Annotated in this window: 25 protein-coding genes and 1 other annotated feature (1 of these 26 cut by a window edge); all 25 genes read left to right on the top strand. The window is 48.0% G+C overall.

The features are described 5' to 3' along the window. Positions 1-2: 2 nt before the first annotated feature. Entirely contained in the window at positions 3-920 is a 918-nt protein-coding gene (gene whiA, locus ACKTS9_RS01750) for a DNA-binding protein WhiA (RefSeq protein ID WP_407878616.1), read from the top strand. Next, on the top strand, positions 913-4,398 hold the full coding sequence (locus ACKTS9_RS01745; RefSeq protein WP_407878614.1) for a DNA polymerase III subunit alpha: 3,486 nt from the start codon (positions 913-915) through the stop codon (positions 4,396-4,398). The genes whiA and ACKTS9_RS01745 overlap by 8 nt, the downstream gene beginning before the upstream one ends. Positions 4,399-4,487: 89 nt before the next feature. Continuing rightward, a complete protein-coding gene (gene pfkA / locus ACKTS9_RS01740; protein ID WP_407878611.1) occupies positions 4,488-5,462 on the top strand; it encodes a 6-phosphofructokinase in 975 nt (324 codons plus the stop codon). 103 nt (positions 5,463-5,565) lie between these two features. Then, entirely contained in the window at positions 5,566-6,204 is a 639-nt protein-coding gene (gene yunB / locus ACKTS9_RS01735; protein ID WP_349216268.1) for a sporulation protein YunB, read from the top strand. Positions 6,205-6,270: 66 nt separating this feature from the next. Beyond that, on the top strand, positions 6,271-8,277 hold the full coding sequence (ligA, locus tag ACKTS9_RS01730) for an NAD-dependent DNA ligase LigA (protein WP_407878609.1): 2,007 nt from the start codon (positions 6,271-6,273) through the stop codon (positions 8,275-8,277). 111 nt (positions 8,278-8,388) lie between these two features. Then, entirely contained in the window at positions 8,389-9,315 is a 927-nt protein-coding gene (locus ACKTS9_RS01725) for an ATPase, T2SS/T4P/T4SS family (protein ID WP_407878607.1), read from the top strand. Further along, the gene (locus ACKTS9_RS01720) at positions 9,296-9,817 is read left to right on the top strand and encodes a stage III sporulation protein AB (RefSeq protein ID WP_407878605.1); all 522 of its coding nucleotides are present in this window, start codon (positions 9,296-9,298) and stop codon (positions 9,815-9,817) included. Before ACKTS9_RS01725 ends, ACKTS9_RS01720 begins: the two co-directional genes overlap by 20 nt. Before the next feature lie 27 nt (positions 9,818-9,844). Continuing rightward, complete coding sequence (gene spoIIIAC, locus ACKTS9_RS01715) at positions 9,845-10,039, top strand: stage III sporulation protein AC (protein WP_349216272.1); 195 nt, start codon at positions 9,845-9,847, stop codon at positions 10,037-10,039. After that, positions 10,036-10,419 (top strand): stage III sporulation AC/AD family protein, encoded by a 384-nt coding sequence (locus ACKTS9_RS01710; RefSeq protein ID WP_349216273.1) that lies wholly within the window; start codon positions 10,036-10,038, stop codon positions 10,417-10,419. The genes spoIIIAC and ACKTS9_RS01710 overlap by 4 nt, the downstream gene beginning before the upstream one ends. Continuing rightward, positions 10,416-11,504 carry a stage III sporulation protein AE gene (locus ACKTS9_RS01705; protein WP_407878602.1) on the top strand — a complete coding sequence of 363 codons (1,089 nt, stop codon included), beginning with the start codon at positions 10,416-10,418 and terminating at the stop codon, positions 11,502-11,504. The genes ACKTS9_RS01710 and ACKTS9_RS01705 overlap by 4 nt, the downstream gene beginning before the upstream one ends. A gap of 1 nt (position 11,505) precedes the next feature. After that, the gene (locus ACKTS9_RS01700; protein ID WP_407878600.1) at positions 11,506-11,952 is read left to right on the top strand and encodes a hypothetical protein; all 447 of its coding nucleotides are present in this window, start codon (positions 11,506-11,508) and stop codon (positions 11,950-11,952) included. After that, positions 11,949-12,509 (top strand): stage III sporulation protein AG, encoded by a 561-nt coding sequence (locus tag ACKTS9_RS01695; RefSeq protein ID WP_407878598.1) that lies wholly within the window; start codon positions 11,949-11,951, stop codon positions 12,507-12,509. The genes ACKTS9_RS01700 and ACKTS9_RS01695 overlap by 4 nt, the downstream gene beginning before the upstream one ends. A 14-nt stretch (positions 12,510-12,523) precedes the next feature. Beyond that, entirely contained in the window at positions 12,524-13,114 is a 591-nt protein-coding gene (locus ACKTS9_RS01690) for a SpoIIIAH-like family protein (protein ID WP_349216277.1), read from the top strand. Between the two features lie 86 nt (positions 13,115-13,200). Further along, the gene (locus ACKTS9_RS01685) at positions 13,201-13,584 is read left to right on the top strand and encodes an Asp23/Gls24 family envelope stress response protein (RefSeq protein WP_349216278.1); all 384 of its coding nucleotides are present in this window, start codon (positions 13,201-13,203) and stop codon (positions 13,582-13,584) included. A gap of 53 nt (positions 13,585-13,637) precedes the next feature. After that, positions 13,638-14,054, top strand: a complete 417-nt coding sequence (gene nusB / locus ACKTS9_RS01680; protein ID WP_349216279.1) for a transcription antitermination factor NusB — start codon at positions 13,638-13,640, stop codon at positions 14,052-14,054. A gap of 2 nt (positions 14,055-14,056) precedes the next feature. Further along, entirely contained in the window at positions 14,057-15,004 is a 948-nt protein-coding gene (locus tag ACKTS9_RS01675; protein WP_407878595.1) for a glycoprotease, read from the top strand. After that, positions 14,983-16,197 (top strand): exodeoxyribonuclease VII large subunit, encoded by a 1,215-nt coding sequence (xseA, locus tag ACKTS9_RS01670; protein ID WP_349216281.1) that lies wholly within the window; start codon positions 14,983-14,985, stop codon positions 16,195-16,197. Before ACKTS9_RS01675 ends, xseA begins: the two co-directional genes overlap by 22 nt. After that, a complete protein-coding gene (gene xseB, locus ACKTS9_RS01665; protein WP_349216282.1) occupies positions 16,194-16,409 on the top strand; it encodes an exodeoxyribonuclease VII small subunit in 216 nt (71 codons plus the stop codon). Before xseA ends, xseB begins: the two co-directional genes overlap by 4 nt. 10 nt (positions 16,410-16,419) lie before the next feature. Further along, entirely contained in the window at positions 16,420-17,304 is an 885-nt protein-coding gene (locus tag ACKTS9_RS01660) for a polyprenyl synthetase family protein (RefSeq protein WP_407878592.1), read from the top strand. Between the two features lie 17 nt (positions 17,305-17,321). After that, on the top strand, positions 17,322-17,789 hold the full coding sequence (locus ACKTS9_RS01655) for a divergent PAP2 family protein (RefSeq protein WP_407878590.1): 468 nt from the start codon (positions 17,322-17,324) through the stop codon (positions 17,787-17,789). Next, the gene (gene dxs / locus ACKTS9_RS01650; RefSeq protein ID WP_407878588.1) at positions 17,786-19,678 is read left to right on the top strand and encodes a 1-deoxy-D-xylulose-5-phosphate synthase; all 1,893 of its coding nucleotides are present in this window, start codon (positions 17,786-17,788) and stop codon (positions 19,676-19,678) included. Before ACKTS9_RS01655 ends, dxs begins: the two co-directional genes overlap by 4 nt. Beyond that, on the top strand, positions 19,675-20,472 hold the full coding sequence (locus ACKTS9_RS01645) for a TlyA family RNA methyltransferase (RefSeq protein ID WP_349216286.1): 798 nt from the start codon (positions 19,675-19,677) through the stop codon (positions 20,470-20,472). Before dxs ends, ACKTS9_RS01645 begins: the two co-directional genes overlap by 4 nt. 10 nt (positions 20,473-20,482) lie before the next feature. Beyond that, positions 20,483-21,334: an NAD(+)/NADH kinase gene (locus tag ACKTS9_RS01640; protein ID WP_349216287.1), complete on the top strand. Its 852-nt coding sequence runs from the start codon at positions 20,483-20,485 to the stop codon at positions 21,332-21,334. Positions 21,335-21,338: 4 nt separating this feature from the next. Further along, positions 21,339-21,797: an arginine repressor gene (locus ACKTS9_RS01635; RefSeq protein WP_349216288.1), complete on the top strand. Its 459-nt coding sequence runs from the start codon at positions 21,339-21,341 to the stop codon at positions 21,795-21,797. Between the two features lie 18 nt (positions 21,798-21,815). Continuing rightward, positions 21,816-23,480, top strand: coding sequence for a DNA repair protein RecN (recN, locus tag ACKTS9_RS01630; protein WP_407878584.1), 1,665 nt, complete (start codon positions 21,816-21,818; stop codon positions 23,478-23,480). A 50-nt stretch (positions 23,481-23,530) separates the two neighbouring features. After that, positions 23,531-23,644, top strand: a binding site (T-box leader) (it continues 122 nt past the right edge of the window).

Here is a 23,644-nt window from a genome sequence, read left to right as displayed (position 1 = left end):
CCGTGAGTTTTTCCCAGGATGTAAAGCAGGAAATCATGAGCCATATTCCCCCTGAAGGCTGCTGCGCAGTTGCAGCTGCTTATGGAGTGGCTTGTTTTGGAAAATATTTTGATTCAAAAGGAATGGTGCTGCATACAGAGCGGACCGGTATTGCGCAATATGCGAAAAAGGTGTTTTCGCTGGCAGGTGTTGAAGGGAAAATTTATGCGCGCGGTAAAGAAGACAGCAGAATGTACGAGTTCGCAGTGAAAGACAGCGAGCAGATCGAGAAGATGTTTTCTTTGTTTGGGGGCACCGGCACAGAGCCTTCCCTTCGCATTAACAGTAAAATTTTTCAATGCGAACACTGCGTGCAGGCGTTTATTTCAGCGGCCTTTTTATGCAGCGGAACCATTACGGACCCAAGCAAAGAGTACAACCTTGAATTTTTATCCAACCGGTATGGCCTGATTCAGGATTTCAGCGCGCTTTTGATGGGTCACGGCTTTTTACCGAAGACGACCCGAAGACGCGGGGGAAACGTGCTTTATTTTAAGGCCAGCGAGCAAATTGAGGATATGCTTACTTATATGGGAGCATCGGGGTCTTCGCTTCAGCTGATGAATCTGAAAGTGTATAAAGACCTTCGAAACAAAGCCAACCGTATCACGAATTGCGAGACGGCCAATATCGATAAAATTGTTTCCGCAAGCGGCAAGACCATTGAGGCTATCCAGTATCTGCGAGAAAATGGCGCATTGGAAACATTGCCGGAAACATTGAGGGTGGCGGCGGACTGCCGCGAAAAGTATCCGGATCTTCCCTTGAAAGAATTGGCGCTTCAATTTGACCCGCCGTTGAGCAAATCCGGGTTGTCTCACAGAATGAAAAAAATTGAGCAAATTGCTGCCACATTGATGGAAAGGAATTGCAATGCCTGATCTCACGAAACAATTTACGCACCTGCATTTGCATACAGAATACAGCCTTTTGGACGGCGCATGCCGAATTGATCGTCTCATGGAACGAATCCAGGAATTGGGCCAAACGGCCGTGGCGATTACGGATCACGGTGCGATGTACGGTTGCGTGGATTTTTACAAGGCTGCCAAAAAAGCAGGGATCAAACCGATCATTGGCTGCGAAGTATATGTGGCTTCCAGAACCCGGTTCGACAAAGTGAATCGGATTGACGGATCTTACCATTTGGTTCTTTTGTGTAAAAATGAAATTGGCTACAAGAATCTGATCAAAATGGTTTCCGCCGGTTTTATCGAAGGATTTTACAATAAGCCGCGGATCGACCATGAACTGCTGGAACGTCATCATGAGGGCCTGATCTGCTTGTCGGCCTGTTTGGCAGGTGAAGTGCCACAGGCGCTGTTGGCGGGCGACTACGAAAGAGCCAAGCAGTTGGCGCTTTACTACGAGAACCTGTTTGGAAAAGGAAACTATTATATTGAAATTCAGGATCATGGAATCGAGGAGCAGCGGCGCGTGTTGCCGCTGTTGGTTCGTTTGTCCCGGGAAACTGGTATTCCGTTGGTGGCAACAAACGATTCGCATTATCTGCGCCAGGAAGATTCCAAGATGCAGCATGTTTTAATTTGTATCCAAACGAACAAGACCGTACACGATGACGATGTGCTGGAATTTGGTACAGATGAGTTTTATGTGAAAAGCACACAGGAGATGTACGACCTTTTTTCTGCCTGGCCGGAAGCTTGCGAAAATACCAACAAGATTGCTGAAATGTGCAATTTTGATTTCGAATTCGGCGTGACAAAGCTGCCGTACTTCGAAGCGCCGGATGGCATGGATAACAAAGATTACTTTGTTCAGCTGTGTGAGGCGGGCCTGCATAAACACTACGGACCGCAGGTTTCGCCGGAGATCCGTCAGCGCCTTGATTATGAAATCGGAATTATTGATCGAATGGGATACATCAATTATTACTTGATTGTATTTGATTTCATCAATTATGCCAAAAGCCAGGGGATTCCTGTGGGACCGGGACGTGGTTCCGGCGCTGGCAGCCTTGCGGCTTACTGTATTGGAATTACAAATATTGATCCGATTCAGTACAACCTGCTTTTCGAGCGTTTCCTGAATCCGGAACGTGTTTCGATGCCTGACTTTGATGTGGATTTTTGCTATGAACGGCGGCAGGAAGTTATTGATTATGTAATTCGCAAATACGGCGCCGATCACGTCGCGCAAATCGTCACATTTGGAACAATGGCTGCGCGGGCCGCCATCCGAGATGTAGGGCGTGTTTTGGACATGCCTTATCAGGCAGTTGACACCATTGCGAAGTTGGTTCCCATGGAGCCGAAAATGACGCTTCAAAAAGCGATGAAAACTTCCAGAGAGTTGGCAGCTCGTTATGAAGCGGAACCAGAGGTCCGCGAACTGATCGATACAGCTTTGAAGCTGGAAGGGATACCCCGGCATGCTTCCACCCATGCTGCTGGCGTGGTCATTACCCGGGAGGCTGCTGACGAGTATGTTCCCCTTGCAACCAACGATGGCAATCCGGTCACGCAGTTTACCATGACAACCATCGAGGAACTCGGCCTGCTCAAGATGGACTTTTTGGGGCTGCGGACGTTGACTGTGATCAGCGACGCGGAAAAAATGGTTCGTGAAACAGATCCGGATTTTTCAATGGAGAAAATCCCTTATGATGATCCCAAGGTTTATGACATGCTGAATGCCGGGGAGACTCTGGGAATTTTTCAGATGGAATCCGGCGGAATGACGCAGGCAATTATGGGCTTGAAAGCTCGTAGCCTTGAGGATATCATCGCTATTATTTCGCTGTATCGTCCCGGCCCCATGGAGTCCATTCCGACGTACATTGCCAATCGACATAATCCGGGAAACATTCGGTATAAAACACCGCAGCTTGCACATATCCTTGACGTGACCAACGGCTGTATTGTATATCAGGAACAGGTTATGCAGATTTGCCGTGAACTCGCGGGTTTCTCTTACGGACAGGCGGATCTGGTGCGCCGTGCCATGAGCAAGAAAAAGCACGACGTCATGGAAAAAGAACGGCAGCATTTTGTTTATGGGAATCAGGAACCGGGCCACGAATGCGCAGGATGTGTTGCCAATGGAATTCCCGCGGATGTTGCAAATGCGATTTTTGACGAGATGTCCAGTTTCGCTTCATATGCCTTTAACAAGTCCCATGCTGCGGCGTATGCAGTGGTTGCTTATCAAACCGCTTATTTGAAGCGGCACTACAAACGGCAGTTCTTCGCAGCATTGCTCACAAGCGTGCTGGATAATACGGATAAGGTGATTGAATACACTGCAGAGTGCCAGCGCATGGGGATCCGGGTTTTGCCGCCGGACGTCAATGCAAGTGATATTGGCTTTACCGTACAGGGAAAAGACATTCGGTTCGGGCTGCTGGCGCTGAAAAATGTCGGCCGCAATTTGATTGCCACGGTTGTAAAGCAGCGTCAGGAGGGCGGACCTTATCGAAGCCTGTATGATTTTTGCCGCCGGATGCATGGGACAGAAATCAATCGGCGTGCGGTTGAGAGCATGATCAAAGCAGGGGCTTTTGACAACATCGAGACCAAGCGGCGCGGAATGATGGAAGCTGTCGAAGGCATTTTGAAGAGTGTGGAGAACGATTCCCGCAAAAATCTGGATGGGCAGATGGATCTGTTCGGCAGCTTTGGCGATGCAAAGCAAGCTGCAATCAGCGATTACAAAATTCCGGATTGCGAGGAATATCCTTATGATGCTCTCCTGCAGATGGAGAAGGAAGTAAGCGGTTTGTATCTTTCCGGCCATCCGTTGAATCAGCACCGGGATGCCATCGAACAGTATTCCACTTGTAAAATTTCCGATTTAAACGGCGAGGATGCGCATCAATACGACAATCAGAGTGTATGCGTTGTATGTACCATTGTCCGAAGCAAGACCATCAATACAAAATCAGGCGGAGTAATGGCGTTCATTACAGTGGAAGACCTCAGTGGTACGATTGAAGTTCTTGCTTTCCCGAAAATCCTTTTACAGTGTTCTGAGGCAGTACGGGAGAATGCAGTAGTTGTGATCTCCGGCCGTGTTTCCTACAAAGAGGATGAGGCCAGCAAAATCATTGCAGAAAAAATCACGGATATCAGTCGTTACCAAAAGGATTTGACTGTAGATAGTGGCAATAAAAATACAAAAAATGAGCTTTGGCTGAAACTTTCGTCCATGAACAGCCGTTCTTTTGAAGAAGTCAAAAATCTGCTGAGCATTTTTGAGGGTGACTGCCCGGTATACATGTATTTTGAGGATACCAACAAGCGTATGCGTGCACCGCGTTCGCTCTGGTGTGTTAAAAATGACCTTCTTTTCTCGGAACTGGAGCGCATTTTAGGTAAGGGAAATGTGAAAGTCCGATAATTTTATAACAAAACCGGTTGAATTTGACGCAACAAATGTTTATAATAAGAGGCAGCAGAAGAGAGGATATTTGAAGGAGGATAACATCTATGTCAAGCGAGATCAAAACAATTGGTGTGCTGACTAGCGGCGGTGATGCTCCTGGCATGAATGCTGCGATTCGTGCTGTTGTGCGCGCTGCGCTTTTTAAGGGTTATAAGGTGAAGGGTGTTCGCCATGGCTACAATGGTCTGCTGACGGGAGATATTGTCGATATGAATCTTCGCAGCGTGTCTGAAATCATCCACCGCGGCGGTACCATTCTGTATACGGCCCGCTGCCTGGAGTTTAAAACGCTGGAAGGTCAGCAAAAAGCTGCACAGGCCTGCCGTGAGGCGGGAATTGACGCACTGGTGGTCATTGGCGGTGACGGTTCTTTCCGCGGCGCTAAAGACATGGCGGCGCAGGGCATTCCCTGCATCGGCATCCCCGGTACGATCGACAACGATATCGCGTGCAGCGACTATACCATTGGTTATGATACGGCGATGAACACCGCAGTTGAAATGATCGACAAACTGCGTGATACCACGCAGAGCCATGACCGTTGTTCTGTCGTTGAGGTAATGGGTCGTAATGCCGGCTACATTGCTCTGAACACCGGCATTGCGGTAGGCGCTCTGGTCACTTTGATTCCGGAGGTCCCCTTCGATCTGGATCGTGATGTCATCTCCAAAATGAAGGAAACTCAGAAAACCGGTAAAAAGCATTTCATCATTGTTGTAGCTGAGGGTGCCGGTAAGGCTTCTGATATTGCCAATGAGATTCAGGCACGTACAGGAATCGATTCCCGCGCGACGGTGCTGGGACATGTGCAGCGTGGTGGCTCTCCGACTTTGCGCGATCGTGTTACCGCCAGCCGTATGGGTTATCATGCCATTGAGTTGATCAACAAAGGAATTTTCAACCGCGTTGTGGCTACCCGTGCGGAGTCCATCGTCGATTATGATATTTCTGTTGCATTGTCGATGTACAAAACGATTGACACAGCTTTGCTGGATATTTCTCATGCAATTTCCATCTAAAAGATTTTGACAAAAGGCCTCGTAAAACGAGGCCTTTTTTCGCACAATTTTCCTTCCGACGGAATATACTGTTACGAAACCCGCACGGAAGGAGGATGGCTCTGTGCGAAAACCAAGGTACCGCAGGACTGTTTTTCGATTAAGGGGCTGGACAAAACTATTATTGTTTCTGAGTATTTTGTTTCTGATTTTGATTGAAATCGATATGCAGCTGCGTCCTGTGATTACGACAATGGCAGAGTACCAATGCCGTGTTATTTCCATTTTAGCTATGAACGAAGCGGTGATGGATGAACTGGAGGAAGACCCTGATATTGATGAGCGCCTGGTTCGTGTTGTGACCCGAGAAGATGGCTCTGTGGTATCGGTTGACATTGATTCTGTTGAGATGAACCGCCTTCAGGCGAGATTGACAGATGCGGTTACCAATCGCCTCCTTGGAATTCAGAAGCAGGATATTGGCATTCCTCTGGGTACTTTAACCGGATGGCAGCTCCTGGCCGGGCGAGGCCCCAATATCCATCTCCAAATCTTGCCGACATCATTTGTGGAAAGCGATATTCAGGATTCTTTGGAAACTGCCGGGATTAATCAAACGCAGCATCGAATTTTTATCGATTTTAAAGTTGAGATGAGCGCTATTTTACCCGGCTATTCGACCAGTGTTACGGTAGAAAATAAAATTTGTGTTGCCCAGACTTTGATTGTGGGAGAAGTGCCGCAATTTTACGCCAGTTCGTAAAGGGCAGTGGCGTTTTCTCCGTGTTTTGTGGTATAATAACCGCACAATAGAAGCGTTTGAGAAAACATGACGTCCAATGAGGTGAAAAAATTGGAAAATCAACATCTTCGTGAAGAATACGAAGCACTGAAAAAGAAAATTGAATACCACAGTCATCTATATTATGATTTGGATGCACCTGAGCTGGATGACTATGAATTTGATCAGCTTACACAGCGTTTAAAGGCGATTGAGGCCGATCATCCGGATTTTGTGACGCAGGAATCTTATACGCAGCATGTTGGCGGAAGCGTTTCTTCCAAATTTGAAAAAGTGGTTCACACTGTTAAAATGGAAAGTCTTCAGGACGTGTTTTCGTTGGAAGAGGTTGTGGAATTTGACCGCCGAATTCGAGAGTCCGGGATTCAGCCGCAGTATGTGGTGGAGGCCAAGATTGATGGCCTTTCCATCAGCCTGGAATATCGCGACGGTGTTTTTGTGCGGGGCTCCACTCGTGGTGGCGGCGAAGTGGGCGAAGATGTAACAGAAAACCTTGCGACAATTCGTGATATTCCAAAGAAACTTGAAAATGCGCCGGCATTTTTGGAAGTTCGCGGCGAAGTTTATATGCCCAAAGAAGCATTCCTGAAACTGGTGGAAGAACAAGAATTAAGCGACAAAAAGCCATTTAAAAATCCACGCAACGCAGCCGCAGGATCGTTGCGTCAGAAAGACAGCAGCATTACTGCAAGCCGCGGATTATCGCTGTTTATTTTTAATTTGCAGCAAATTGAGGGAAAAGAACTTACTTCGCATAAAGAAAGTTTGGAGTATCTTGCTTCTCTGGGATTTCCGGTGTCTCCTCGCCGTACCCGCTTCGATTCCATCGAACCGGTTCTGGAAGAGATTCAAAAAATCGGAGAATTACGGGGGACGCTTCCATACGATATCGATGGCGCTGTTGTAAAAGTGGATTCTTTTGCGCAGCGTGAAATGTTTGGCAGTACCGCCAAATATCCGCGTTGGGCGATTGCATTCAAGTACCCGCCCGAGGAAAAGGAAACTGTTCTGCAGGACATTGAAGTGTCTGTAGGACGAACCGGCGTTCTGACGCCCACGGCAGTATTTGATCCAATTCTTTTGGCGGGAACAACTGTTTCCCGTGCAATTCTTCACAATGAAGCATTTATTCGGGATTTGGACATTCGCCTTGGGGACACCATTCGTGTCCGAAAAGCTGGCGACATCATTCCAGAAGTAGTAACTGTTGTAAAGCATGGTCCCAATGCGGCTGCTTTTGAGATGCCGCGGGTATGTCCGTCCTGCGGAGAACCGGTTTCGCACCTGAAGGAAGAGGCGGCTTTGCGCTGCACCAATCCGGAATGTCCGGCTCAGACGCTGCGAAACATTATTCATTTTGCCAGCCGTACCGCAATGGATATCGATGGGTTGGGAAGCGCTGTGGCGGCCCAGCTTGTGGATAAGGGATACGTTCGCAATGCGGCTGACATCTATGACCTGACGGCCGATCAGCTGTTTCAGCTGGAGAAGTTTAAGCAAAAGTCTGTTTCCAATCTTCTTACTGCCATTGAAGCGTCCAAGCAGAACAATTTGGATAAGCTTTTGTTTGCTTTGGGCATTCGTAACATTGGCAGTAAAGCGGCGGCTTTGCTGGCAGAAGCTTTTGGCTCCATGGATGCGGTTATGCAGGCTACCGCAGAACAGATGGACGCAATCGATGGCTTTGGCGGTGTTATGACAGACAGCGTTCTTGACTTTTTTGCAAAAGAGGGGACACGGGACCTGATTGACCGTCTTCGCCAAGCGGGCGTAAACATGGTTTATCATGGAGAGAAAAAAGGCGAGACGTGGAAAGGTTTGACCTTTGTCGTAACAGGAACTCTTCCCACTTTGTCCAGAACGCAGGCAGAAGAGCTGATTACCCGGAACGGTGGAAAAGCGGCATCTTCCGTCTCCCGGAAGACCAGTTATGTGGTAGCAGGCGAGGCTGCTGGTTCAAAACTGACCAAAGCACAATCGCTTGGAATTCCAATTTTGAATGAAGCGGAACTGCTGGCGATGCTTGAAAAGTAAAGATTGTTTCTCTTTTACGGGAAAGCTTCCTTGATGGAGCTTTCCCGTTTTTTGTTCTAATGCCTGTCCTGCTTTCATATATTTGAAACAAGATTGAAGGATGGTGAAAAAATGGATGCCTATTATGATGTGATTCGATGGCTTCCACCGGAACTTTCAGCGCCAATGCAGCGCCTGGAAGAAGAAAAGGCACAGACTGTTACGGAAGTCCGGCTGCGATCCAATCGTCCGCTTTGCTGCATTGGCGCAGGGCGAACAGACATTTTGTTTTCTTCCCGCGGCCCGGTAACGGCCAGTACACAGGACAGCTGGACTCTTTCGCATGAAATGATAAACAGATGCTTTTTAGCGCTCTGTCGATACTCTGTACACAGTCAGGCGCGTGCGTTGGAAAACGGATACCTTACACTGCCGGGCGGGCACCGTGTCGGTGTTGGCGGAAGTGCCTTTTATCCCGAAACCGGGCGGTTGACTGTTCAAAATATCACAAGTCTCAATATTCGGATTGCCCGCAAAGAAGTTTTGAGACTATCTCCGCAATTCTGTCGGACTCTGCGTGATATGAAAAGCGGCATGATTGTGGCAGGGGAGCCGGGAAGCGGAAAAACCACTTTGCTGAGGGCGGCGGTACAGGTGCTGTCGGATGTAAACTGGCAGACAGCAGTCGTGGATGAACGAGGCGAATTATTCCCTGTTGGCAGTACTGGCTTTGCATTTTTGCCGCCAGGTCGTTGCGATGTTTTATCAGGTTATCCCAAGCATATCGGCATGCAGCATGCACTGCGCGGTCTGGGACCGGATGTTATTGTTTGCGATGAAGTGGGAGACCTGAATGACGTGACGGCGATTGAACAGGCGGCAAATGCGGGTGTAAGGCTTTTAGTATCCATCCATGCAAAAGATATGATCGGTTTGATGAGGCGCCCCCAATATCAGGCGCTGCTTAAAACAGGGGCATTCGATTCGGTTGTTTTTTTGGAAGGTCATCTTGCGCCGGGTAGAATTCGGGAGGTCTGCAATGTTTCAAGTGGGATTTAAACTGGCGGGAGCGGTGTTGATTTTTTTTGCTTGCGGAGCAGCAGGCTGGCAAAAGGGAGAGCAGCTGACACGACGTGTGCGGCTTCTGGAAGATATGATTATCGTTTTGAACCATTTACACGATTCGCTTCGGTTTGAAATTGGTTCTACTTATGAAATTCTTCAAAAGGCTTCGCAGAACCTTCTTTTACGGGAGTTGCGACTGCCTTTTGGCGGTTTGTCGGATGGGCCATCCTTACGCGCGGATTTGAGCCGTGTTCTGGAAGAACTTTACGAACGGTATAAAGTTCTTATACATGAGCACGAATTTCAATATTTTGTCAGTTGCTTATCTGGTTTAACAAATCTTCCGACCGGACAGGAAGAAAAGCTTTTGGAATATTCTGCATCGCAGCTTTCCTTGCTTGTACGCAACGCAAGAGAAGAATGCGATCAGCAGAAAAAACTCTACCGAGTGATGGGTTTTTCTTTCGGCGGGATGGCGGCGCTTTTGCTGCTTTAAAATTCGCGGTAAAGGAGAAAAAGGACTGTGAATATTGATTTTGTCTTTAAAATAGCAGCCATCGGCATCATTGTAGCGGTTTTGAATCAACTGCTCATCCGTTCTGGCCGCGAAGAACAGGCGATGATGACAACTTTGGCAGGTCTGATCGTTGTCTTGATGATGATTATCGAGCAGATCAGTACGCTGTTCGAAACAATCAAGGACTTGTTTTCATTATGACGGATCTTTTACGAATTCTGGTGTTTGCGCTTCTCGCAGTTGTGATGCTGAGCCTTTTAAAACAATATGGACAAGGATATGCTTTGCTGTTTGCACTGGCTGCATGCGCTGTGCTGCTGTCCTGGGCGTTGGAACTTTTTTCGCCGGTTCTTGAATGGCTGTTGGGATTGATCCGGCTGTCTGATTTCGAGAATTTGTCCTGTGTGCTGAAGGCTGCCGCCATTGTTCTGCTGACTCAAAATCTTAGAGATTTATGCAGCGACGCAGGACAGCAAGCACTGGCAGGACAAGTAGATGTTGCGGGAAAAGCCGCTGTCTTGATTACCGCTTTGCCACTGCTGAGAACGTTTACTGCCACTCTTCAGGAGCTGCTTCGATGAAAAAAGGATGTTTTATTTTGCTTTTTGCTTTTTTGCTTTGTTCGGCGGCCTTTGCGGCACAACCTGACGCCGAAACGGGTTTGTTTGAAATTCCACCGGCCTGGCAGCAGACCATGGATGAGGCGCCTCTTACCGCCCAGGAGTTTCGCTCAATGTCCTTGCGTGATTTGTGGGATTTCTTTTCTTCACAATTAAAAGGAACTGTGCAGGCACCGATTCGTCTGGCTGCTCGTTTGGCAGGGATTCTGGTTCTCGCAGGAGTCGTCAAAAGTTTGTGCAGTGAAAAAGCGTTGAGCGGGCTTGGAACCAGTTTTGACATGATCGTAGCTGTTTCGGTTTTTCTCCTATGCAGCCCGCTTTTGCTGCAGATGATTCAGGATTTAAAAGCAAGTCTGGAGAATTGCAGAACATATCTTGCGGTTTTCATTCCCGTGTTTACATCGGTAATGGTCAGCTGCGGCCAAGCGGGCACGGCAGCGGTTTATGGCGGTTTGTTTTTAGGGTTTGCCAATCTGATTGCCGCGCTTTTGTGCAATTTCGGTGTACCAATCCTTCAACTGCTGCTTGTCTTGAATGCTTGCGGAATTATGGAAACACCTGTTGATTTTTCGGCTCTCACCAGAGGAATCGCTAAATGGGGTCGTTGGTTGCTCACGTTTTGCGCAACTGTTTTTGGCACACTTTTAACGCTTCAAAGTGTCTTTGCTCAAAGCACAGATACATTGGCACTAAAAACCGGAAAGTTTTTGCTCAGCAGCAGTATTCCGGTGGTGGGGAAAGCGGTCTCTGACGCCATGGGAAGCGTTTTGGCAGGTGTCAAGCTTTTGAAAGGTTCCGTTGGATTTGCCGCTATTCTGATTATCGCGCTGACGTTTTTGCCTTTGATTATAAAATGCGTTGTAAGTCAGTTTCTCTTTTTTATCGGTGAAATCATTGCCGGCGCAACAGGAAACGCAACTTGCGGAAAACTCCTTCGGGGGATGACCGATTATCTGCAGCTTCAACTTGCGATAGTTGTATTTTTTTCCTTTGTTGTAGTATCTACCACCGTGCTTATGATTCTTTTGGGAAACGGAAGTGCATAAAATGGAACAGATGCGCCAGTGGGTTTTAACGGTAAGCCTGGCGTGTATCACGACGGGAATTCTGCAGCAGTTTATCAGCGCGAAAAAACAGATTTCGGGCATAAAGCTTGTGTTGACATTATATATTTTAGTAACTGCACTTTCTCCGGTGGTTGATTCCTCCTGGGACTGGCAGATGGAAGAAGTTTCGGTTGTCGCCGATACAGGTTCTTTGGATACACAGCAGGAGATTTTGAGCGCTTCCGAACAGAATTTGAGCAGGCAGCTGGAAAAAGAGCTTCTGGCAAAGGGAATTCAGGCTGAAGTGGAAATTCAATTGAAGTGTTCTGAGTCTGGCGAAGTAGAGGTCGGTCAGCTTATCGTGAAGACATCTGCAGATCCTGATACGGTGCGCTCTTATATCCAGGCTCTATGGGAAACAGATGTCGAGGTTACATGTATTTCATGAAAGGGATTGTCGAAACGATGGATACATTCAAGGAAAAGTGGTCAAAGATCGTTCACAGAAAAAACGGGCTCTTCCTTTTGGGAATTGCAGGAATTCTTCTGATCGGCTTTTCGGGATTCTTTTCAACGGACAGCAATACCGAGCCAGCTGCAGACTCTTCGTATCAGACAGAGAGTGATTATCAAAAGAAGATTGAAGAACAGTTGACAGAAGTAATTGGCCAGGTGCAGGGAGCCGGAGAAGTTACCGTGATGCTCACATTGGAAAGCGGACCGGAAACGGTGTATGCGCAAAATGAGCAAAGCCAGACCAGCACGCGGGAAGATGAGGAGGGGACGGTTCAACGGGATTCTTCTTTTCAAAATGAACATATTCTTTTTGATAGCGGCGCCGGCAAACAGGCACTGGTGGAAGAGCAGCTCGTCCCTGATATCAAAGGGGTTGCAGTGGTTTGTTCCGGCGGAGATGATATTGCAGTGATTGAGCGCATTACCGAGCTGGTGTCAGTCGTACTTGATCTGCCCAGCAACCGGATCTGCGTTACAAAAAAGATTTAGACGGAGGATTGCATATGAAAAGCGCAAAAAGCAAACGGAAACTGACTCTTCTTACCTTGGTGATTGCTCTTGGGGTGGCGGTTTACCTGAACTGGGAATACGCGAAAGGAGATACTCCGTATACACTGCAGCAGACAACCGCCGTCAACGCCGAGGTGGATGAAGAGCAGGAAACGCAGCCGGTTTTGGAAGCACTGCCGGATAAAAATTACGGAGAAGCACAACTGGTCAGTGCCGATGAAGACAGCAATGAAAAGTATTTTGAACAGGCGCGTCTGACCAGGACCAAAACCCGTGATGAAGCGCTTGATACGCTGCAGAAAAGTTTGAAGGATGCAAGTTTAAGCACTGAAGAAAAGGAATCGCTTACAGCGACGCTCAGCAATACTTTAGAGAGCATCACGATTGAAAGCGACATCGAAAACATGGTGAAAGCCAAAGGTTTTGCGGACTGTGTTGCTTTTATTGAGGGCGATAAGATCAATTTAGCTGTAAAAACAGGTGCAGAAGGCCTGGATAAGACAGAAGTTGCACAGCTACGGGATATTATTTTGAGCAAAATGGAGACGGAAGCGAAAAATATCAGCATTGTAGAAGTAAAATAGGTTGTTAAATACCGGAAGTAATGCTATAATATTCTAAAAGTGTGCGGTGTCTGCCGCGTATGCCGGGAAGGCAGGAGGCTTATAGAATGGAAGTTACGAATTCCGGTGCGATGAAGGGCAGCTTACAGATTTCGACGGATGTCATTGCTAAAATTGCCAAACTGGCCACATTGGAAGTGGAGGGCGTACGCTATGTTTCCGGCGGTGTTCTGTCAGGAAAAGGGTTTGCTTTTGTTCGGAAAATGCCGATTCAAAAACCGATTGTTGTGGAGCTGAGCGATGATGTGGCGGAAATTACTGTCAATGTCGTGGTGACATACGGATGCAAAATTCCGCAGCTCTCCGAGCAGATTCAGGAAAATGTAAAAAGCGCTGTGCAGAATATGACCTGTATCACTGTTTCCAAAGTCAACGTGATTGTGAATGGTGTTGTTCAGGAAACATCTGCATCCGTTGAGGAAGAGGAGTAATCTGACCAAACCCTCCCGCCGACGCAGGAGGGTTTGTCTTTGTGAGGGAAATTATGAAAAGAAGAACCGCTCGTGAAAATGCTTTTATTGCCGCTTTTGAGACTTCATTTCATTCCTGTGAATTAGACGAAATTATTCGTTACTCTCGGGAATGCGGCGAATATGCCGTGGATGATTTTGGCAGTGCGCTGCTCGCCAATTATACGGCACATCTTTCGGAGATCGACGAGCTGATCCGTTCAAAACTGAAGGACTGGACGTTGGAACGACTTCCGCGGGTGAATCGCACTATTTTGCGGTTGGCTGTTGCAGAAATGCGTTTTTCCGGCCAGGACGATATGGACAGCATCGTGATCAACGAAGCTGTGGAACTGGCTAAAAAATATGCGGCCGGCGATGAGGATTATCAGTTCATCAACGGTGTGTTGGGCGCGATCTCGCGGGATAAAGCTGTAACTGCAGAAGGTTAAAAATGTTTGTTTTAGGAATTGATACCAGCAATTATGCAACCTCTTTGGCAATCTATGATTCAAACGCCAAAGAGGTTGTTTGTGATAAAAAAGAATTTTTGCCCGTGAAACAGGGCGCGCTTGGCCTGCGCCAGAGCGATGCCGTATTTCATCATACGGTCGCACTGCCGAATCTTTTGAAGCAGCTCCATGCCTGCGCTCCGCTGACGCAGATTGAAGCTGTGGGTGTCTCCTGCAAGCCGCGCCCGGTTGAGGGGTCCTATATGCCTTGTTTTTTGGTGGGAAAGGCTGTTGCCGAAAGCATCGCTTTGAGTCGTGGCATTCCTCTTGTGGAGACCACTCATCAGCAGGGGCATGTTGCCGCTGCGCTCCTCGCCTGCGGAAATTCGGATCTGTTCGAAAAAGAGCTTTTGGTTTTTCATATTTCAGGTGGGACAACGGAGCTTCTTTTGTGCCGAGGGTATCAGATTTTAAAGAAGGTAGGCGGTACGACAGACCTGTATGCGGGACAGGCTGTGGATCGAATTGGCGTGAGACTGGGCTTTCCGTTTCCGGCCGGTTCCTTTCTTTCAGAAAAAGCAGCTGAATGTACTGCTACGATTAAGCCAAAAGTGAGTGTGAAGGGAACGCAGTGCAGCCTTTCGGGACTTGAAAATCAATGTATGCGTCTTTTGGAACAAGGATATACTCTGGACTATACTGCAAAATATTGCTTGGTCGCAATTGCACGCACAATCATCAAAATGATTGAAGCGGCGCATGTAGAATATCCGTCTTTGCCGGTTGTTTGCGCCGGCGGAGTGATGAGCAGCGACATTATTCGCCAGGAAGTGCAGGCTGCGGTACCGGGCACTTATTTTGTGCCGGGCAAATATTCCAGTGACAACGCGATCGGGGTCTCCGTGATTGCGTCTTTTGAGGTGGGGTCATGGCAAACGTCATCACTGTAACCGCTCTGAACCGGTATGTAAAAACACTTTTGGAGCACGATGCGGTTCTGACAGATATCGCATTGCGTGGGGAAATTTCCAACTTTACCAATCATTTTAAAACAGGGCATTTTTATTTTTCCTTACGCGATGAGCAGTGTTCCGTCAAGGCAGTCATGTTCCGCAGTTATGCACAGCAGCTGTCATTCCTGCCGCAAAACGGAATGCGCGTGATTGTTCGTGGCAGGATTTCGCTGTTTGAGCGGGACGGCGCATTCCAGATATATGTAGAGGATTTGTTCCCGGATGGCATTGGTGCGATGCAACTTGCGTTCGATCAGCTGAAGGAAAAGCTGGAAAAAGAAGGGCTTTTTGCACCGGAGCACAAAAAAGCGCTGCCGCAGATGCCCCATTGCATTGGTCTGGTTACGTCCAAAACAGGTGCAGCAATTCAGGACATTTTTAACGTTACCAGACGGCGTTATCCAATGGCACATTTCCTGCTGGCTCCAGTGAATGTACAGGGAAGCGAGGCTGCGCCTGGAATCGTCGATGCGATTCGCCGCTTGGATGCCAGTGGGAAGGCGGATGTCATCATTGTGGCACGCGGTGGTGGTTCGCGTGAAGACCTTTGGGTATTTAATGATGAGCGGATTGCCCGGGCGGCCTATGCCTGCCAAACACCGCTGGTTTCTGCAATTGGTCACGAAATCGATTTTTCGATTTTGGACTTTGTGGCTGATCTCCGTGCGCCTACTCCCAGTGCAGCAGCCGAACTGGTGATGCCGGACATGCGTGCGGAGTGGGAGAATTTATACAAAATATATACGAATATTCGCCAAGAAATGCACCAGAAGATTCATTTGTGCTATAATAGACTCGATAGTGCGGTTCAAGCACCGGCCTTTTCTGCAGTACGCTTGCTGCCGGAGCAGAAAAGAACTTCTTTGATTGAGAAAAAGTCTGTGTTGCATCAGCATGTTTCATCTCTTCAAAAACAGCGACGACAGAAGCTTGCACATTGGGCGGAGCTGTGTCATTCCCTGAATCCATACAGTGTTTTGGCCAGAGGATACGCTGTGGTGGAAAAGCAGGGGGAAATGATAAAAGATTCGCAGAAACTGAACAAAGGGGACAAGCTCCATATTCGTTTGGAAAAGGGAAGTACTGATTGCATAGTTGAGCAAGTATATTCCGATGAGGTATGTTCATGAAGAAAAAAATCACGTTTGAAACGGCGAGCGAAGAGCTGGATCAAATCCTGCGTGAACTTTCGCAGGAAGAAACGACATTAGACCGCAGCTTGGAACTGTATGCACAGGCTGCGGAGTTGGTCGCATTTTGCAATGAAACACTTGCCAATGCGCAGATGAAGATCGATGAAATTACCGATCGGTTGGAAACGGCCATATCGCCCAAGGAATGAGAGGCGCATTATGAACTATCAGGAACAGTACCAGCATTATCTTGTATGTGTAGAACAACGATTGAATACGCTGCGTCAAGATTACTGGAACACTGAGTCGAAAATTGCGGATGCATCTTTCTACAGCCTTCTGGCAGGTGGAAAGCGTGTCCGTGCGGTGCTGTGCATGGCTGTGTGTGACATGCTGAATGGAAACGAACAGCTGGCATGTGAGTATGCCGCGGCAGTCGAAATGCTTCACTGTTACTCACTGATCCATGACGATTTGCCTTGCATGGATAACGACGATTTCCGTCGTGGAAAGCCGTCGTGTCATAAGGCCTTTGGCGAAGCGGAAGCACTATTAGCTGGAGATGCTTTGCTGACCCAGGCTTTTGAGGTTTTGGCCGGAGCGCCTGCTTTTAATCCGCAGCAGAATGTAGATGCTGTGAAGTGTCTTAGCCATGCAGCAGGAACACGTGGGATGATTTGGGGACAGGAACTGGATCTTCGTTTTGAAAATCAGTCTGCAACAGAGCAGCAGCTTCAGGAAATTCACAAAAATAAAACAGGGATGTTGATTGATGCAGCAGCCTGCTTGGGAGCAATTGCTGCTTTGGCGGATGAAGCCACTCAACGTGCGATTTCACAGTATGCTTTTTCCATTGGATTGGTGTTTCAAATCGTAGATGATGTTTTAGATGTTACCGCTGTGCAGGAAACGCTTGGAAAGCCTGTTGGCAGTGATGCGGAAAATGGAAAAACCACCTTTGTGACTCTCTACGGTGTTTCCCGTTCCATGGAGATGGCTGAGAAAATTACGCAGCAGGCATGTGAAGAGTTGAGCCGCAACTTTGGAATGCGAGCGGCTTTCCTTCAGGACTTGGCAAAATCGTTACTGCAACGCAAAAAATAAGTCGGGGAGAGGGAAGGATGCAGGTAATCGAACGAATTTTTTTCGGAAACTATATTTTATCGGTTGCGTTGATTTCCTGGCTGGCAGCGCAAGTTAGCAAAACCGCCATCAATTTCTTTCTGAGCGGAAAATTTGAGGCTGAGCGCCTCTGGGGCGCAGGCGGAATGCCAAGCGCTCATTCGGCACTTGTTTGTTCTCTGTTTATGGCGACCGCGAAACTGGAAGGCGTTAACTCGCCATTTTTTGCTTTCGCTTTTATTTTGGCAGCCATCGTTATGTACGACGCCATGGGTGTTCGGCACGAAACGGGAGAACAGGCCAAGGTCCTGAACCGCATGATGCAGGGATGGATGGACGGAAACATTGAAAATATTCTTCCTAAAAACGGAAAAATGCTGAAAGAAAAAGTGGGCCATACTCCGTTTGAAGTATTATCTGGTGCACTTTTGGGAATTTTAATTGCAGTACTGATTCCCGTTCCTTGAAAAATTTGCATAGTGAGGTGACAGAGACGGGTTACTTAGAACAGATCGGCAGTCCGGTCGATGTAAAGAAGCTCACGCAGCCGCAGCTGAAAATTTTGTGCGAAGAAATCCGCTCTTTTCTGATTGAAAATGTCTCAAAAACCGGTGGACACCTTTCTTCCAATCTTGGTACTGTAGAATTAACGGTCGCATTGCATAAGATTTTTTCGACGCCAACCGATCAGATCGTTTGGGACGTTGGTCACCAGTGTTATACTCACAAACTTTTGACCGGACGGAAAGACGGCTTTGCGCATTTGCGTCAGGAAAACGGCCTGAGCGGATTCCCCAATCCATCGGAAAGCGAACACGATGCCTTCATTGCGGGGCATGGAAGTACCGCGCTGTCTGCCGCAATCGGCTTGGCGCAAGGGAAAAGGCTTCGCGGTGAAAAAGGAAAGGTAATTGCCATTATCGGAGATGGGGCTTTTACCGGCGGAATGGTTTACGAAGGAATGAACAACATTCGAACCCTTTCTAACCTGATCGTGATTCTGAATGATAATAAAATGTCCATCTCCAAAAACGTAGGCTCTGTGGCACAGTATTTGACACAGCTTCGTACCAGTCCGGGATATTTTAAAGCCAAACGTGACGTTCAGTCTGTTTTGGATGCCGTCCCGGTTGTCGGGCCACCGATACGCATGGGAATTCAGGCCGTTAAATCTGCTTTTCGGCGTTCTTTGTACCATTCTACCATGTTCGAAGAGATGGGCTTTCAATATGCCGGCCCAATCAACGGACATGATATTGGCGAATTGTGCGATCTTTTTTCAGCTTATCAGTATGAACAGAGCGCACCGGTTTTTCTGCATATCTTGACAGTCAAAGGAAAAGGATTTGCGCCTGCAGAACAAAACCCCGGAGAATTTCATGGAGTATCGGCCTTTGATTTGGATCATGTGACGGATCCGGATGTGGCTCCGCCCAGCAGCTTTTCCACGGTGTTCGGAGAAGAACTTGCGTCTCTCGGGGAAAAGGATGCTTCTATCTGCGCAGTGACTGCTGCGATGAAATATGGAACCGGGCTTCAATTTTTCTACAAACAGCACAAAGATCGGTTCTTTGATGTTGGAATGGCGGAAGAGCATGCCGTTACGTTTTCAGCAGGATTGGCGAAGACTGGTCTGAAACCGGTCGTAGCTTTATATTCTACTTTTTTGCAGAGAGCCTATGATCAGCTGATCCATGATGTGTCTCTGCAAAACGCCAATGTGCTGGTGGCAGTGGACAGAGCCGGACTTGTTCCAGGCGACGGCGCTACACATCAGGGAATTTTTGATGCGGCGTTTCTCAGCCAGCTCGACAATTTTAAAGTGGTATCTCCCTGTAACTATGCAGAGACGCGCCACTGGTTGAAGCAGCTGCTTCAGGAAACGGGGCCGCGCGCACTTCGCTATCCTCGCGGTGCGGAAGATGAATCGCTTGCAGAACTGCTCTGCAGTGGTAATGAATATGATCTGTACCATTTCGGAGATGGCACTGCCCATAATGCCTTTGTGTGTTATGGTGGCGAATCTGCGCAGGTTCTGAAAGCAGCTCAAATGGTGGCGCAGAAAGATGGAATTGCTGTGGATGTGTTTAAGCTGTGTGTAATTCATCCGTTACCAATTGGGCTGGCAGAAGCTTTGATAAATTATTCCCACATTCTCTTTGTGGAAGAAGGCATTGCCAGCGGCGGCATCGGTGAACATTTGCGCTCCGCTCTTGAAGAAAAAGGCTTTCAGGGAATGTTTCGTCATGTTGGATTGCCCAGTCTTGGTATTTCTCATGCCAGTGTTGATCAGCTGCGTCGACAGTTTGGACTGGATGCGCAATCATTGTTGGATTTGGAAAGAGGTATGTTGTGAAAATACGATTGGACCAATATTTGTGCCAGCATGGGCTGGCGCAAAGCCGGGAAAGAGCCAAGGCGTTGATCATGGCCGGGATTGTTTATGTGGGTGAGGAAAAAAGCGACAAGCCCGGGAATATGATCGATGAAAACGCGCATGTTGAAGTGCGCGGACACGATATTGGATATGTAAGCCGGGGCGGGTTGAAGCTGGAAAAAGGAATGGAAGTTTTTCCAATCAGTCCAAACGGGAAAATTTGTATGGATATCGGAGCTTCTACAGGCGGATTTACAGATTGCATGCTTCAAAATGGCGCAATCAAAGTATATGCGGTAGATGTGGGCTATGGTCAGCTGGCGTGGTCTCTTCGGTGCGATGAACGGGTCGTTAATATGGAACGGACCAATATCCGTCATGTCACGCGGGAACAATTGGATGATTCTATTGAGTTTTTCAGCGTGGATGTTTCCTTTATTTCGCTCAAACATATCTTTCCGGTTGCAAAAGAAATCACTTCGGAGAATGCACAGGGGATTTGCCTTGTAAAACCGCAGTTCGAGGCGGGGCGTGAAAAGGTCGGCAAAAAAGGTGTCGTCCGCGAAGCACAGACCCATCGGGAAGTGATTGAAGCGGCCAGCCATTATGCGGCAGAGAATGGATTCTCTGCGCTGGGACTCGACTATTCACCCATCAAAGGTCCCGAAGGAAACATTGAATTTTTAATGTACGTGGAAAAATCCGCTCAGCCTGTAGAGCTTTCCGCGGCAAGGATCGATGCAGTGGTCCAGCAGGCACATCAAGCTTTGTAAGGTGAGCAATATGACGGTTTTTCTGGCGCTGAATTTGGGTAAGTCCCAATCTGTTCCGGTGGCATGCAGTGCAATTGAGGTGTTTCAAAAGCTGGGTGTCTCGGTAATTTTGGATAAAAAAGCGCAGCCGTTTTTTACGCAGACAACAGACCTTTCTTTTTTACAGCAGGATGAGGCGATTTCCGCTTGCGACGTTATTATTACCATTGGCGGCGACGGAACAATTCTACATATTGCACGGCAAAGCCTTGGGTTTGAAAAGCCTCTCTTCGGAATCAATTTAGGTCGGATGGGCTTTTTGGCCACTGTGGAAGAAAACGAACTTGCAGACAAGTTGGAGCGCCTTGTGCGCGGAGATTATACGCTGGATAAAAGAAGACTTCTGGCTGTAGATGTGCAGGGAAAAAATTCTTTTTGCCAGTACGCATTGAACGACTTGGTGGTTTTCAAAAAAGGAATTGCCCAAACCGTGGATGTGCGGATCTGGTGTGATGAAATTTTGGTAAACCACTATCAGGGAGATGGCGTTGTAGTTGCGACTCCCACCGGTTCAACGGCGTATTCTCTCTCGGCCGGTGGGCCTGTATTGGATGCGAGAATTTCCGGCCTTGTGGTTACGCCCATCTGTGCTCACAGCATGCATAGTCCGCCGATGGTCTTTTCGGCGGAACGCAAATTGCGGATTCAGGTGATGTCTCCTACGCAGGAACTGGCACTTTTGAGTTGTGACGGGTTACAGGAGGAAGCGATTTTTCACGACGATATCGTGTCAGTTTCGCTCTCTGACCGTTCGATTTCTTTGATTTGCTTCAATGAAGCCGACCAGTTCGAGGCGATCGATAAAAAATTGAAAGGACGGTAATGGAATGAAAAATGCGCGCCACAGCAAAATTTTAGAACTGATCGAGCAGCATCCTATCGATAAGCAGGAACAGCTGCTGAGCCATCTGCGTGAGAGCGGCTTTGATGTAACACAAGCTACGGTTTCACGGGATATTCGCGAGTTGGGTCTTGTCAAAATAGCAACCGGCAATGGCGGCTATCGCTATGTAGCTGCTTCCGGCGCAGGGCGGTCGGCGCATTCTCCCAGCCGGTTCGAGACGATTTTCCGGGAGTCCGTTCTGCGGGTAGATTATGCCGGCCATATTGTGATGGTTAAATGTTATACTGGAATGGCCAATGCCGCCTGTGAAGTGTTTGACGCCATGGTATGGAATGGGGTAGTAGGGACACTTTCCGGTGACGACACATTTATTGTTTTGATGCGGGAGGAAAAAACGGCGGCGCAGCTTTGCGAAGAACTTGCCAAATACATTCCGCACTGATAACCAACGGAGAACATTATGCTGTGTGAACTGAAAATTGAGAATGTCGCAGTCATTGAAAAGGCCGCTGTGCATTTTGGCAGCGGTCTGAACGTGTTGTCCGGCGAAACCGGCGCAGGTAAATCCATTCTGATCGACTCCATCAATGCGATTCTGGGAAATCGAACCTCCCGTGAATTGGTTCGTACCCATACGCCAAAGGCCAGGATTTGGGCCACTTTTCGTCAGATTCCTGAAAAAGTGCAGCATCAGATTGAGCAGGCCGGCTATGAGATAGAGGACGAACTGCTTTTATATCGAGAGATCAGCGCGGACGGAAAAAGTGTATGTCGCGTAAACGGAATGTCTGCAACAGCGGCTGTTGTACGTTCTCTGTGTTCTGGTTTGATCGCCATTCACGGACAGCACGACAACCAAAGCCTGATGGACCCCTCGACGCACTTAGGCGTTTTGGATGCATTTGCTCAAAATCAGAAACAACATGAGGCATATTATCAGGTCTATCGGCAGTTATGCAAAGTCAAGAAGAAAATTGACGCATTGACGATGAACGAAGAAGAAAAAGAAAAACGAATGGAACTTCTTCGCTTTCAATGTGATGAGATAGAAATGGCCCAGTTGCTGCCAGGGGAGGAAGAAGAACTGCAGCAGCGGCGTGATTTGATTCGGCATGCGCAAAAAATTACAGAACAGCTCACATTGGCTTACCACGCGCTGGACGGTGCAGAAGAAGAACCGGGCGCTACGGAAATGCTTGGAAGTGCTTCGGTAGCAGTTGACAGTATCCAGAATATTGGTGCAGAGCTGTCATCTGTCGGTGAAAAACTGAATGAGCTGTATTATATGGCCAAGGATGCTGCCAGCGATATTGCAGATTTGCTGGGACGGATGGATTTTGATCCGCGTGAACTGGACGAAGTGGAAGATCGTTTGGACCTGATTTACCGACTCAAGCAAAAATATGGCCAGAGCATTGAAGAAATTCTCGACTATGGAGAACAGGCTCGGGCAGAACTTTCTTCCATGGAGACAAGTACACAGCAATTGGACGAGCTTTATCAGCAGCAGTCAGACTTGTATGAAGAGGCGAAACGTTTGGCTGACCTTCTCACACAAACACGTCAGGATGCTTTTCAGCGTTTTAATGAGCAAATCACACAGGCCCTTACGTTTTTGAATATGCCGGGCATTCGGTTTGCCCTCAACTACAAAAAAGGCCCTCTGGCGTCTCTGGGCCAAGACCAAATCGAATTTTACATCTCTACCAATGCCGGCGAAGATCCAAAGCCGCTGGCCAAAATTGCTTCTGGCGGAGAGCTTTCCCGTATTCTTCTGGCGGTCAAAAGCGCTCTTGCGGATAAAGATGAAATTGGCACGGTCATTTATGATGAAATTGATACCGGCGTTTCCGGTCTTGCAGCCGGAAGGATCGGCGAAAAACTGAAACAGACATCCAAAGGCCGGCAGGTTATCTGCATCACGCATACTGCGCAGATTGCCGCGTTGGCCGATGAGCATCTTCTGATTCAAAAAAAAGTTCATGATAATCGGACGTTTACCGAAATTCAGTCGCTGGATGAGGAACAGCGGGTGCGCGAACTGGCCAGGATTATTTCCGGTGACAACCTGACAGAACTTGCTTTGGCAAATGCGCGTGAAATGCTCCATCTGCATCAGGGATGAGTTCTGCAATTCATTGACAAAAAAGTTTTTTCATGGTAGACTAAATGTTGTAAAATGCGATGACGGGAAAGAGTACCTGTGTGAAACGGTCAAGAGAAGCCCTGGTTGGTGCAAAGGGAAGCGGGAAGCACAGCGAATACATCTCCGAGCAGCGGCATTGAAAC

Origin of the sequence: Owariibacterium komagatae (assembly GCF_045865535.1) — a bacterium.
Taxonomy (GTDB): domain Bacteria; phylum Bacillota; class Clostridia; order Oscillospirales; family Ruminococcaceae; genus Ruthenibacterium; species Ruthenibacterium komagatae.
Note: the sequence above shows the minus strand (reverse complement) of the source record. Positions and strands in the feature narration are given on the sequence as shown.

Excerpts from the sequence above, each read along its gene's own strand:
- ACKTS9_RS01720 (WP_407878605.1), top strand. The coding sequence starts at position 9,296 with ATGTTTCAAGTGGGATTTAAACTGGCGGGAGCGGTGTTGATTTTTTTT.
- recN (WP_407878584.1), top strand. The coding sequence starts at position 21,816 with ATGCTGTGTGAACTGAAAATTGAGAATGTCGCAGTCATTGAAAAGGCC.
- ACKTS9_RS01725 (WP_407878607.1), top strand. The coding sequence starts at position 8,389 with ATGGATGCCTATTATGATGTGATTCGATGGCTTCCACCGGAACTTTCA.
- ligA (WP_407878609.1), top strand. The coding sequence starts at position 6,271 with ATGACGTCCAATGAGGTGAAAAAATTGGAAAATCAACATCTTCGTGAA.
- ACKTS9_RS01655 (WP_407878590.1), top strand. The coding sequence starts at position 17,322 with ATGCAGGTAATCGAACGAATTTTTTTCGGAAACTATATTTTATCGGTT.
- ACKTS9_RS01660 (WP_407878592.1), top strand. The coding sequence starts at position 16,420 with ATGAACTATCAGGAACAGTACCAGCATTATCTTGTATGTGTAGAACAA.
- ACKTS9_RS01705 (WP_407878602.1), top strand. The coding sequence starts at position 10,416 with ATGAAAAAAGGATGTTTTATTTTGCTTTTTGCTTTTTTGCTTTGTTCG.
- ACKTS9_RS01685 (WP_349216278.1), top strand. The coding sequence starts at position 13,201 with ATGGAAGTTACGAATTCCGGTGCGATGAAGGGCAGCTTACAGATTTCG.
- ACKTS9_RS01640 (WP_349216287.1), top strand. The coding sequence starts at position 20,483 with ATGACGGTTTTTCTGGCGCTGAATTTGGGTAAGTCCCAATCTGTTCCG.
- ACKTS9_RS01695 (WP_407878598.1), top strand. The coding sequence starts at position 11,949 with ATGAAAGGGATTGTCGAAACGATGGATACATTCAAGGAAAAGTGGTCA.
- ACKTS9_RS01675 (WP_407878595.1), top strand. The coding sequence starts at position 14,057 with ATGTTTGTTTTAGGAATTGATACCAGCAATTATGCAACCTCTTTGGCA.
- xseB (WP_349216282.1), top strand. The coding sequence starts at position 16,194 with ATGAAGAAAAAAATCACGTTTGAAACGGCGAGCGAAGAGCTGGATCAA.
- ACKTS9_RS01635 (WP_349216288.1), top strand. The coding sequence starts at position 21,339 with ATGAAAAATGCGCGCCACAGCAAAATTTTAGAACTGATCGAGCAGCAT.
- ACKTS9_RS01745 (WP_407878614.1), top strand. The coding sequence starts at position 913 with ATGCCTGATCTCACGAAACAATTTACGCACCTGCATTTGCATACAGAA.
- pfkA (WP_407878611.1), top strand. The coding sequence starts at position 4,488 with ATGTCAAGCGAGATCAAAACAATTGGTGTGCTGACTAGCGGCGGTGAT.
- nusB (WP_349216279.1), top strand. The coding sequence starts at position 13,638 with ATGAAAAGAAGAACCGCTCGTGAAAATGCTTTTATTGCCGCTTTTGAG.
- xseA (WP_349216281.1), top strand. The coding sequence starts at position 14,983 with ATGGCAAACGTCATCACTGTAACCGCTCTGAACCGGTATGTAAAAACA.
- ACKTS9_RS01690 (WP_349216277.1), top strand. The coding sequence starts at position 12,524 with ATGAAAAGCGCAAAAAGCAAACGGAAACTGACTCTTCTTACCTTGGTG.
- ACKTS9_RS01700 (WP_407878600.1), top strand. The coding sequence starts at position 11,506 with ATGGAACAGATGCGCCAGTGGGTTTTAACGGTAAGCCTGGCGTGTATC.
- ACKTS9_RS01710 (WP_349216273.1), top strand. The coding sequence starts at position 10,036 with ATGACGGATCTTTTACGAATTCTGGTGTTTGCGCTTCTCGCAGTTGTG.